Source organism: Campylobacter sp. 2014D-0216 (genome assembly GCF_014931215.1).
In the GTDB taxonomy this organism is placed as follows: Bacteria; Campylobacterota; Campylobacteria; order Campylobacterales; family Campylobacteraceae; genus Campylobacter_D.
Genome location: NZ_CP063089.1, coordinates 1,271,919 through 1,283,974 on the forward strand (window position 1 = coordinate 1,271,919; position 12,056 = coordinate 1,283,974).

The following is a 12,056-nucleotide window of genomic DNA, read 5'->3' on the forward strand; positions in this document are numbered from 1 at the left end:
CCAAATTATAAATTTGCAAATAAATCAGTTGATAAATATCGCTCAGCTGTATCATTTAGCATAGTCAAGACTTTTTTATCAGAGTTTTCTAGGGCAATTTTTCTAGCCATAAAAACATTTGCTCCGCTTGAAATTCCTGCCATGATGCCATTTTTACCTAACTCTAAAGCTGTATTTATAGCATCTTCATTGCTTACACAAACTATCTCATCTATGATTTTTTGATTTAAAATTTTAGGGATAAAATTTGCACCTATACCTTGAATTTTATGACTTGCAGCTTTGTTTTGACTCAAAAGTGGAGAAGCAGCTGGCTCCAAAGCGATGATTTTGATATTAGAATTGTGTTCTTTTAAAATTTCTCCTACACCGCTGATAGTCCCACCTGTACCAAAACCTGCCACGAAAATATCAAGATCAGGTAGAACTTTTAAAATTTCCAAAGCCGTGTTTTTTCTGTGTGCATTTTTGTTATTAATATTTTCAAATTGACTTATCATAAATGAATTTGGAATTTCACCCAAAAGCTCATTAGCCCTATCAAGTGCCCCTTGCATACCTTTGCTTGCTTGGGTAAGCTCTAATTTTGCGCCAAAAAAACTCATCATTTTTCTACGCTCTATACTCATAGACTCAGGCATTGCAATGACTAATTTTAACTTCAAACTCGCACAAATCATCGCTAAAGCTATACCAGTGTTTCCACTTGTGGCTTCTACAATCGTTGTTTCTTGATTGATTTTACCTTCTTCTAAAGCTTGCTTTATCATCTCTAAAGCCGCTCTATCTTTTATAGAATGACTTGGGTTAAAATACTCACATTTACCATAAAGATTAGGTGCAAATTCTTTTAAAGAGATAATCGGGGTATTGCCTACGCAGTCTAAGATACTATGATAGATTGACATTTTTTTCCTTTAATATTTTTAAAAACAATATCAAAAGAAAATTAATACATAATCTATGAAGAAAAACGCAAAAGTTAAAAAACTTTTGCGTAAGAATTATTTTTTAGCTTTTTTAGCAGTTTTAGCAGCGGCAACTGCATCTTTAAGGTTTTTACCTACTTTAAATTTAGCAACTTTTGTCGCAGGTACTTTAATAGTAGCGCCAGTGCTTGGAACTCTAGCTTCTCTAGCTGCTCTTTCAGCTACAGAAAATGTACCAAAACCGATAAAGCTAATGCTATCACCTTTAGCTAAAACATCAGTAATAGTAGCGATTACTGCATCAGTAGCCGCAGTTGCATCTTTTTTAGTTAGCCCAGCAGTTTGAGCAACTTGAGAAATAAAATCTGCTTTAGTCATAAAAAGCTCCTTGATTAAAAATGTTTCTTAAGTTTAACACATTTATCAAGCTTTTGCAAGAGTTTAAGCCCAAATCATAGGGAAAAATGCGCTAAAAAAATGCTTTTGCTAAATTTATTACCACCTCAGGTTTTAAGTCTTTCATGCATTTGTGATGTTTTAAAGGACAAACTTTTTGCATACAAGGCATACAAGCTAGATCAAGATGAGCTATTTTAGCGTTTTCTTGCCAAGGCGAGGTTTGGCTAAATTTAGTTGAGCCAAAAACAGCCACCGTTTTCACCCCATAAACTGCGCCTATATGCATAGGACCACTATCATTTGTGATGAGCAAATCAAGCATAGAAATGTTTTTACATAAAGTATAAATGCTAGTTTTGCCACAAAGATTTTTTGCCTTTATACCTGCTTTTGAAAGCAAATGTTCAATTTCATTGCAAATTTCTCTCTCACTTTCTACTCCAAAGATTAAAATTTGATGTGTGGGGCTAAATTCTTTTGCCACCCTTGCAAAATAGCTTGCCTCCCATCTTTTAGCACTTCCAAAATGTGCACCTGCATTTATACCTAAAATTTTTTGAGTTGACTTTGCTTTGATAGGAAGTTTTAAAACACTTGAAGTGGCTTTAAAATTTAAAGCTTTTTCTATGAAATTTAAGTACTTTAAAACTTGGTGTTCTTCTTTTAGGATATTTTTATCAAAATAAAATCTTTTTTTTGCTTTGATTAGATTTAAAATAATCTTGCTTGAAAATGCTGAGCGAAATGAAAAAGCTAGATCAAATTTACCAAGGTTTTTTCTAGCTTTTAAAATTTGTCTATATCTTTGCTTTTTATTTTCTACTAAAATTTGAGCATTTTCAAAACGCTTAAAAAGCTCTGTGCTGACAAAAGAACCATAAAAAGTAAATTTAGCTTGAGGATACTTTTCCTTGATAGCATAAATAGCTGCACTAGCCATTACCGCATCACCAAGCCAAGTAGGAAGGTTGATAAAAATATTCATGATTTTCCTTAAAATAAAAGCTATAATTATATCAAAAAATAAAGAGCTAAAATGAGTCAAATTTCTATCATACTACCAACTTATAATGTAGAAAAATATATAGCTAGAGCATTAGAAAGTTGTATCAACCAAACTTTTAAAGATATAGAAATCATTGTGGTAGATGACCTTGGTAATGATAGAAGTATAGATATAGCTAAAGAATATGCTAGTAAAGATGATAGGATAAAAATTATACATAATGAAGAGAATTTAGGAACTTTTGCTAGTAGAAATATAGGTGTGTTAAATTCAAGCTCACCCTATATAATGTTTTTAGATCCTGATGATTATCTAGAGCTTAATGCTTGTGAGCTTGGGTTTGAAAAAATACAAAATGTCGGTATGGTAGTGTTTGATGCATATGTACATAGGGTGAAATTTAAAAAATTTTATAGATTTAAGCAAGATGAGTTTTTTAATAAAGATGATTTTTTAAATTTCTTACTCAATCAAAAGCATTTTTGCTGGAGTGTTTGGGCAAAAGTATATAGAAAAGATTTGATTTTAAAAAGTTTTGAATATGTTGATTCTAAAAAAAGACTTTGTTATGGAGAAGATGTGCTTTTTAACTATATCAATTTTATGCTAAGTGAGAGTTTTTTTGTATCAAAAGAATGTATATACCGCTATGAATTTAATGAAAATGGTAGATATGAAAACAAAAATAAAGCAATTTTATGGCAAAATTATACACATAAAGTAAAAACCACCGAGGTTATAAAAAAGCTATCGAGCATCTTTTCTTATCAAAAATTTAACGAAAAACTACTCGATAGCTTAGAAATAGAAAATAAAAATTTAAAAAACAGAATGTAAAACATTAAAAGCTGGCATTTTTTAAAGCTCTTTTTTCAATTTTTTCTACCAAATTTGCAAATCCTCTTTTTTTAAGCTCATCTTTAGTTGAAACTATACTTCTTCCTAAAACTTCTTTTTGAGCATCTATATGTGCTATGATTAAACGCATCCAATCTAAATGCTCTTTTATCCAAAGCATTGATTTATTATAACTATCTTCTTTTGTTTTTGGATTTAATACATAAATTCTTGCCAAATTTAATTCAAATTGTTTAATTAAGGGTCCATTCAATAATCCAAAGGAATACACCTTCATTTTAATTTCATCAATTTGCTTTAATATTAGTCCAAAAAAATCTATAGATTCTTGTGTATCTAAGCTATGAATGCGCAATAATTTTTCATTAATAGATACATTTTTTTGATATAATTCTTTTTTCATTTTTTCATATCTTTCGGTACTAATTGTAATTTTATAATACACCTTTAACAATAATTCATTTTGTTTTTGCATATTCAAACTTAAGAGTTTAACAAACGGTTTATTTAGATCTTTACTTAGTAGCTTTTCACACACCCGCTCAAAAGGCTCCTCGATCGCTCCATTTATCCTAGCCCCACCCTCGGTGCAGTTATAAGTTTTTATATTCATACTATTAAAAATAGCGATATCATTTTCTAGTATTTTTTTGAAAAATACCCATATAGAAGAAGTTTCAACATATTGCACTCCACCATAAGCTCGAATTTTTATTTTTTCCTTATATAAACCCTCCTCATCCATATCATGCTCTCCATATATATGTCCAATAGCGTGAGAAACCTTATCTTTTCCATAAGCCAAATCCTGTCCAATAAATATTATATTGCTATGATTTAAATGAACCGCCAAATAACAAGCCATATGAGCAACACTCCAACCCATATTAAAATATCCAAAATCATTTAAAGAGCAATATTTAAAAAAATATTCCGGTGTTGAAATCATCATATATTTTCTTTTATTTTTCTCTAAATACCCAATCGTATTAGGATGTACTACGGATTTTACGATAAATAAAATATCTTTATCAAAACTACCAAAGTCATTATTAAAAAATTCACTTGCAAAATCAGTTCTTTCAAGCGAAAAAACATAATCAGGTTTTATGTTTGCCTTTGCAAGTATAGGGTAAGCACTATCCGCACAAAATACACTTGCTTTATCTTGGTATTTTTTTAAAGTTGATAGTTGTTTTGTTAAACTAGGTCCAGTTGAAACTATTATAGCAGTATCACTCAAATTTTTTCTTTTAGCTAATAATTCTTTATAGCTTGGATTGCATACCATTTTTGGTATATTATAAATAAAATGCCTTATACCTTTTAAAGTATCCAATGGATCATCTCCATTAGAAATAATATTCTCTTTAATAGTCTCTTGAATCAAGGAATTTAATTTTAAAATATCTTTTTGATATTTTCTATCATAATAATCACAATGTATTTCCAAAAAATAAACCCTTGAGAAGTTAAATATCAAATTATTTGAAAATATTTTTTTTATATCGTTAATGTTTATCGTATTTGGATTTATCAGCAGCAATCTACCTTCTTTTAATTCCCTAGAAAAATCCATCATACCAAATACAGTATAAACTACACTTATATCAGGTTCAAACACTACTACAATTTTATGATTTGGATTTTGCAAAAGAGCTTTGTATAAAATTCCATTTCCAAAACCATAAAAGAATAATACAGGATACAAAAGATATTTATCATTGTATAAATTTAATGTTGTGTTTAACTCCTCTAGTGGTTTATCATAGAGCCTATTCCCCCCCCCCATCAATAATATTTATATCTAGATTATCACTACCCTGTGTTACTTGATAAATTTGATTTTGTCTTTTCAACTCTTCTTTTAAACAATTATCAAACAATGCGTTGATATTATTTTCTAAAATATTCATCATAACCCCCATCCATCATCCACTACTATCGTTTGACCAGTTATAAAACGAGAGTAATCTGACATTAAAAACAACAAAGTTCCGCACACATCATTAGCATCTAGCATTCCTTTAGAAGCGCAACACTTTCTATAAGCCTCCAAAAAAACTTGCGGTTGATTGTCTCTTATGCCACCAAAAGCTATAGAATTTACTCTGATGTTGGTATTAAAAAGTTCTTTTGCAAGCCATACGCTAAGATGATTAATTCCTGCTTTAATCACGCTATATTCCAATGAACTTTGCATGGAAGTACCCTCATAGTTTTCAAATTTAGGCGCATATACACCCATAATAGAGCTAAGATTGATGATATTTCCAAAGCCTTGTTTTTTAAAAAACTTAACCATGATATTTGCTACAAAAATAAAACTAGCTAGGTGCAAATTTAAACTTTCGCAAATTTGCTCATAGCTTGCTTGATAATATTCAACCTTACCCCAATCTTTGCTTACTGGGTAAGCACAATTAACAAAAACATCAATTTTGCCAAATTTCTTTACTCCTTCTTGTAAACACTTACTTATTGTTTGCTCACTGCTAATATTAACTTCACAGTCTAAAACAGCTTCATTGTCACCCAAATTCTTTTTTAATTTTTCCAACCTAATCTTATCGATATCGCCTATAATGATTTTGGCATTATGCTCCAAACACGCTTTACTTAATGCACTACCTATCCTGCCACATGCACCTACTATAAAAACTACTTTTCCATCAAGCATCAAAAATCCTCTGGTTTTAAATTTGCTTTTTGAATTAAAAACTCAACTATCTCAAAATCTAACTCACTATCTATATCAAAAGCTGTTGACTCATCCATTATATATAAACTAGTATCACTTCCAAACACATTCTCACTTTCTAAAAGTTTATTTCTTCTAAATATATAAATACTAGCATTCATATCATAACATTTTGGACTACTCTGTCTTGTGGTAAAATTTCCTTTTTTGCTTGTATTAACTCCGTTTTCATTAATCTCAATAAGATTAAAATAAGGATTACGTCTTGCCTTTACCGCTGTAATCAAATTACCTTTATTCTCACTTTTAAAAATTTCATAAGCTTTTACAATATCGTAACTTCTACGAAGTGGTGCAGAAGCATCAAGATCTATGATAGTCTCAAACCGTTGGTTAAAATACACCTCGCTTTTTAATAAACAATCTCTTATTGCGGGTATTTTTGCTGCACCATCATGCGACAAACTTTCATCTCTTTTAAAAAAAACTTCTCCACCATACCTTAAGGCAACTTCAGCTATATCATCACTATCTGTGCTGATTACAATATGATTAAATAAATTAGAATTTTTAGCCTGGATAATACTATATGCTATTAACTCTAAATTATTAATTTTTTTGATATTTTTATTTTTTACTCCTTTACTTCCACCTCTTGCACATATGGTACACAAAACATCACCCATTTACTCTCCTTTTAACCTCATCACTCAACCTTAAAACTTCTAAAGCTTCATTAAATTTGCAAACACTATTATCTCTTTTTAAAACTTTTTTATGAAGATTGGTCAACACTTTATTTGTATCACTTTGATATTCTTTTGTTTCTAACAAAGCATTTTTATCATATATATGTAATTTATTGTTAATCAAATCTGCATGATAGGTTTTTGTATGCGAATGCAATATAATCTCTCTTTTGGTTAATTTGGAAAAATAATCAAGTTTAATATGTATCAAACTATCTTTTGATTTTAAGGACATAAACGCAAAATCATCACTATTGATCTCAAGTTCTGAAATTTTTAAATTTTGCGCATAAAGAAGTTGTGGTTTATCAAACATAAAAAATGCCAAATCTATCTCGTGTGATAAATCCAACAATACACCTCCACCTAACTCTTTTTTAGCGCTATAATTAAACCGATAATCACAATCTCTCCAATTTGGCAAATAAGAAGAGCAGTTTAATTCTGCGAAATAGATATGAGGTTCTTGTGATATAATTTTTTTTAAATCCAAAATCAAAGGATGAAAACGCAATAAATAAGCTACGAAAATATCATTTTTACCACTTAAATGACAAGTTTTAAAAGTTTCAAAAAGAGGTTTTTCTACCAAAATAGTTTTATTTTCTACTTTACTATCAATCGCTTTTAAAGTGCGATAATGATCAACTGTGATATTTGCAATCACAAATAAATCAAAAGTTTCCAAATTTGCCTCATATAGTTCTTTAAAACACTCAATTTTATTTTTATCATAACTTTTTGAGACAATACTTACCTTAAACCCCAAACACTCTAAAGCCAAATGATGTTTTCTTCCTATACTACCATACCCAATAATTAATGCTTTCATTGAAAATCCACTATTGCTTTTTCATACTCTTCAAGCCTACCTATATCAATCCAATAATCTTCTAACAAATAAGAATTAATTTTTAACTTTTGCCCTAGCAAAGACTTTATTAAATTTGGCATATCAAAATATGTGTTTTTATCAATATACTTTAAAACCTCTGGTTCTAATACATAAATTCCAGCACTCACTAAAAATTTTTGTACAGGCTTTTCTTCGATATCTTCTATGTATTGATTAAAAACTTTCACAACACCGTAAGGAATTTGGTGCTCAAATTCTCTAAGTACTACACTCATCACCGCTTTACTTTTTTTATGCTCTTTAATAAGCTTTTCAAAATCAAGTTTAGTTAAAATATCTCCATTCATCACAATGAAAGTGTTTTTTATATCTTGCACCAAAGACAAAGCTCCGGCAGTTCCAAGCTTTTGTTTTTCTTTAATATAAGTGATTTCAACTCCCAAATTCTTACCATCTTGAAAATAATCACAAATAACTTCTTTTTTATAATTTACGCAAAATATAAATTTTTTAAAACCCTGCTCTTTAAAATTTAAAACAATATTTTCAAGTATAGGTTTTTTTCCTACTTTTAACATGGGTTTTGGAGTATCTTTGGTAAGCTCACCCAATCTACTTCCAAGACCACCCACCATTAACACCACTTCATTTTCAAAGCTTTTCTCTTTAAGCACTGAAGCAATTGACTTTATAGCTATGACTTCATTATTATCATTTAAAACTGGAAAATCATAAATATCTGTTTGACTAGCTAATTTTAAAAGATACTCTTTGCTTGTATTTTCTTTTATAGTTAAAGAATTTTTAGTATAAATTGTCTCTATGCTGTCTTCAAGCTTTTGACCATTGAGCAAAGCTCTTCTAATGTTTGAATCACTAATTACACCTAAAAATTTATTATTTTCTACCACCAAAGCTATTCTGACACGTTCATTGCCTATGATTTTTAAAGCCTCTTGTATACTTGCATTCTTAGCAAGTTTTAATTTATCAATACTCATTATATATCCACGAATTTTTTATATAAAATTTTTTCCAAAGATATGTTTTTTATGACATCTTTTATCATCACACTTGTATTATCTTCTTTGCATTCAAAAGGATTGGTAAAATTTTTTAGTTTTTCTTGATACTCTTTGGTGTTAGCATACAAAAATGCTTGTTTTAAATGATAAATATCACAATTTATGATATTATCTGCAAAGATTCTCCCTTCTTGTCTATTGCCTATATTAATACAAGGAATTTTAAAAAAAGGACTTTCGCAAATTCCACTAGAACTATTCCCTATTAACATGCTTGATATTTTCATCAAACTCAAGTATCTTTTAGAGCCTAAATTGTCAAACAACCGTGCCTTGTGAGATTGTTTTGTGCAGTATTTTTCTAAAAGCTTATTAATAAACAAACCATTTTCATCAGCATTTGCTTTAGTGAAAATCAAAGTAGAATTCTCCAAACTATCTAAAAAACCAAGCAGTAATCTCACTTCTTCTTCTACACTTGTTGTTTGTATTGTTTGAGGATGATAGGTTATTAAATATATATTTTTATTAAAGGTTAAATTTAATTCTTTTTGTAATTCATTTTTACTTAAAAAAATCATATTTTTAATGTTTTCTCCTCCTAAAGACCCCACATTAAAAACCTTCTCCTTACTTTCTCCAAGCTGTAAAATCCTATTTGCATAATTTTGTGTGCTTACAAAATGCAAATGTGCCATTTTACTAATAGCATGTCTTATACTATCATCAATGGCCCCCAAAGTAAGCTCACCTCCACAAAGATGCGCTAAAGGGATTTGCATAAGCAAGCAGGTGCTAGCACAAGAGAGCATTTCATATCGATCACCTAATATTACTACCATATCAGGTTTTAACTCTTCAAAAGCTTCACAAAGTGAAATTTGCAAAAGCCCCATGCTTTTACAAATACTTATTTTATCATCATTAGATAGCAATATTGGGATTTTTTTATCAATTTTAAATTCTTTTTCAATTTCTTGGTAAGTAAAGCCAAAATCTTTACTCAAGTGAGCTGCTGTAACAACAAGTTGCAGTGTTAATTCATCATCTTGATCTATACATTCACACAGTCTTTTTAGTAAATACCACTCGGCTCTAGTACCACTAACAACACAAATTTTTCTACTCATCAATCAACTCATCTTCACTATAGTTTCTTTGTGCAATTTTACCTAAATATCTATCATAATTCATGGCACAAATTCCATTTCCTGGTCGCTTTGTGGTTAAATTTTCTTCACTAAAATATTCGCCCTTTTTTATAGCTTTTTTAGCCACTAGTGATTTTCTCGCTATATTTTTATTTTTATCTTCACTCTTGCTAGGTTTTTTAATTCCATCTCCAAAGGCTTGCTCCAAATCTCTTATAGCCTTTACCATAGTCTTTAACTCATCAGGCTCCAAAGATGCTTTATGATCAGGTCCCAACATGCTCTTATCTAAAGTAAAATGCTTTTCTATCACACAAGCTCCCATAGCTACAGCTGCTATAGGTATAGTCACCCCCAAAGTATGATCAGAATATCCTACGGGCAAGCAAAAGGCTTTTTTTAAAGTTTGCATAGCATTTAAATTTACATCTTCAAAAGGAGTGGGATATTCAGTATTACAATGTAAAATAGTGATTTTATCTCTTTGGGTGCCATTTTGCTCTAAAATCTTTATAGCGCTTTTAATTTCATCTAGTGTAGACATGCCAGTAGATAAAATAATCTTTTTATTAAAACTAGCAATCTTTTTTAAATAAGGAAGATTAGTTATTTCTCCGCTTGGTATTTTGAAAATTTCCACTCCAAGTTCCACAAGCAAATCTATACTTTCTAAATCAAAAGCAGTAGAAAGAAATTTGATATTGCATTTATTGCAATGATCTATTAGTTCTTGATGATCCTTTCTAGAAAGCTCTAGCTTTTTAATCATGTCAAGTTGTGATTGATCTTTATCTGTATTTTGAAGCTGATAATGTGCTTTTTTTGCACTTTTGCTTACACAATTTTCAGCAACAAAAGTTTGAAATTTTACAAAATCAGCTCCAGCTTCACTAGCTACCTCAATAAGTTTTTTAGCTAAATTGATATCACCATTATGATTCACTCCAGCTTCTGCTATAATTAAGGTTTTATGTAATCTCATTTCTTAGTTTATATTCTCCAAGATCATTTTTATAAAATATTTCCTTATTATAGTGTTTTTCTACAATTTCCCAAAATTTAGATTTAGAAATATTTAAAATACTACAAAAATCTTCAATGCATTTGTTATCTAGTAAATGATCTTTTTGTTTAACTAATTTTACTGCCTCATTTCTATTTAAAAGTCCATATCTTACAAACCTAGCAGCATAATCACTCGCCATAGCATGGCCAAATTTTGGATATTTCATCCACGCATGCACCAAATACGCAATGCTATCAACTTGATCAAAATTTTCTACTGTCATAGCTCTATCCCACTCTCCATTTAAATCACTAAAACCCCTGCTCTTTGCAAAAACATAATTACTGTAAGAATTCCATTTAATATAATAACTTAAATATATAGGATGAAGTTTAGAGATATCATCTTTACTAGGGTGAAAAACAATTGTAAATTTTCTTCCTTTATATCTTCATCTATAAACTCACTAATATCCAAATCACTCGCTACTCCATTTAAAAATATACCACTTGCATCAGGTGTTTCCACACTATCACTTCCACCATATTCATAAGAAACATTTTCACCATATACAAGTAAAGGGGTGTTAAATTTCAAAGCCATCGCAAACGGGTAAGAATAAATCAATCTATCTATAAACCAAGTAGGTTTTCCATATCTTTCAAAAGTTTTTAACATAACTTTTTTTTGGGTTTTTACATCAGGTTTTAAAGTCACAAGATGACATCCAAATTCTTCTGAAATATTTTTTAGGTTTTTCTTACCAGCTTCAGTCATAGTAAAGTTATCTTCCACACTAAATAAAATAGGATTCATACCTAATTTTTCTTTCATAATATGCACCTGAAAGTGAGAATCTTTACCTCCACTTACCGCAATAGCACAATCATACTCATATTTACCGTTCATTCTTCTATACTTATCGCAAAGTTCTTCCAACTCTTTAAATCTAATCTTATAGTCTACATTTTCTTTATTTTTGTGGTTAATACAAGCCGAACAAATATTTTTACCATTTTCATCTAATTCAAATTTAATACCAGGTCTAGTATTTGGCATAACACAATAATCGCAATATTTCATTCAATAGCCCTTAAAAATATTCTTAAATTCAGTATAAAAATACCTTAACATGGAAGTTTTTATTACACTGAATGCATAAAAAATCGGGCTAAATATATCCAAAAAAATTCTACAATAAAACCAATATAAATTAATATCTTTTAAAGGTGGTTAAAAGCATCATTTTTTTAAATTTATTTTTTCATTAAAAAGCAATAAACTAGACGTTAATTTTCATATATGCAAATAAGCAGATAAAATCGTAAACAACATCATATATTTAATTTATTATAAATTTAATCTCTTGCAATGGA

At 29.6% G+C, this 12,056-nt stretch carries 12 protein-coding genes and 1 pseudogene; 1 reads left to right on the top strand and 12 read right to left on the bottom strand.

Annotated features, from left to right (window positions below):
• Positions 1–5: 5 nt before the first annotated feature.
• From cysK to A0083_RS06395, 3 genes are all read right to left on the bottom strand, one after another.
• A complete protein-coding gene (cysK, locus tag A0083_RS06385; RefSeq protein ID WP_197552882.1) occupies positions 6–908 on the bottom strand; it encodes a cysteine synthase A in 903 nt (300 codons plus the stop codon).
• A 96-nt stretch (positions 909–1,004) separates the two neighbouring features.
• Positions 1,005–1,307, bottom strand: coding sequence for an HU family DNA-binding protein (locus A0083_RS06390; protein ID WP_039619003.1), 303 nt, complete (start codon positions 1,305–1,307; stop codon positions 1,005–1,007).
• Between the two features lie 91 nt (positions 1,308–1,398).
• The gene (locus A0083_RS06395) at positions 1,399–2,313 is read right to left on the bottom strand and encodes a glycosyltransferase family 9 protein (protein WP_197552884.1); all 915 of its coding nucleotides are present in this window, start codon (positions 2,311–2,313) and stop codon (positions 1,399–1,401) included.
• A gap of 51 nt (positions 2,314–2,364) precedes the next feature.
• Between A0083_RS06395 and A0083_RS06400 the strand changes: the two genes are divergently transcribed.
• Positions 2,365–3,171: a glycosyltransferase family 2 protein gene (locus A0083_RS06400; RefSeq protein ID WP_197552886.1), complete on the top strand. Its 807-nt coding sequence runs from the start codon at positions 2,365–2,367 to the stop codon at positions 3,169–3,171.
• Between the two features lie 4 nt (positions 3,172–3,175).
• Here A0083_RS06400 and A0083_RS06405 read toward each other — a convergent pair whose 3' ends face one another.
• From A0083_RS06405 to A0083_RS06440, 9 genes and pseudogenes are all read right to left on the bottom strand, one after another.
• Positions 3,176–4,984, bottom strand: coding sequence for a motility associated factor glycosyltransferase family protein (locus A0083_RS06405; RefSeq protein ID WP_232087555.1), 1,809 nt, complete (start codon positions 4,982–4,984; stop codon positions 3,176–3,178).
• The gene (locus A0083_RS08160; RefSeq protein ID WP_232087556.1) at positions 4,968–5,108 is read right to left on the bottom strand and encodes a hypothetical protein; all 141 of its coding nucleotides are present in this window, start codon (positions 5,106–5,108) and stop codon (positions 4,968–4,970) included. The genes A0083_RS06405 and A0083_RS08160 overlap by 17 nt, the downstream gene beginning before the upstream one ends.
• On the bottom strand, positions 5,108–5,872 hold the full coding sequence (gene ptmA / locus A0083_RS06410) for a flagellin modification protein PtmA (protein ID WP_197552888.1): 765 nt from the start codon (positions 5,870–5,872) through the stop codon (positions 5,108–5,110). Before ptmA ends, A0083_RS08160 begins: the two co-directional genes overlap by 1 nt.
• On the bottom strand, positions 5,872–6,579 hold the full coding sequence (locus tag A0083_RS06415) for an acylneuraminate cytidylyltransferase family protein (protein WP_197552890.1): 708 nt from the start codon (positions 6,577–6,579) through the stop codon (positions 5,872–5,874). Before A0083_RS06415 ends, ptmA begins: the two co-directional genes overlap by 1 nt.
• Positions 6,572–7,474 (bottom strand): Gfo/Idh/MocA family protein, encoded by a 903-nt coding sequence (locus A0083_RS06420; protein ID WP_197552892.1) that lies wholly within the window; start codon positions 7,472–7,474, stop codon positions 6,572–6,574. Before A0083_RS06420 ends, A0083_RS06415 begins: the two co-directional genes overlap by 8 nt.
• Positions 7,471–8,499 (bottom strand): nucleotidyltransferase family protein, encoded by a 1,029-nt coding sequence (locus A0083_RS06425; protein ID WP_197552894.1) that lies wholly within the window; start codon positions 8,497–8,499, stop codon positions 7,471–7,473. The genes A0083_RS06420 and A0083_RS06425 overlap by 4 nt, the downstream gene beginning before the upstream one ends.
• The gene (gene neuC / locus A0083_RS06430) at positions 8,499–9,656 is read right to left on the bottom strand and encodes a UDP-N-acetylglucosamine 2-epimerase (protein WP_197552896.1); all 1,158 of its coding nucleotides are present in this window, start codon (positions 9,654–9,656) and stop codon (positions 8,499–8,501) included. Before neuC ends, A0083_RS06425 begins: the two co-directional genes overlap by 1 nt.
• Positions 9,646–10,656, bottom strand: a complete 1,011-nt coding sequence (neuB, locus tag A0083_RS06435; RefSeq protein WP_197552898.1) for an N-acetylneuraminate synthase — start codon at positions 10,654–10,656, stop codon at positions 9,646–9,648. Before neuB ends, neuC begins: the two co-directional genes overlap by 11 nt.
• Positions 10,643–11,763: pseudogene (locus A0083_RS06440) on the bottom strand (N-acetyl sugar amidotransferase). The gene neuB and the pseudogene A0083_RS06440 overlap by 14 nt, the downstream one beginning before the upstream one ends.
• Between the last annotated feature and the right edge of the window lie 293 nt (positions 11,764–12,056).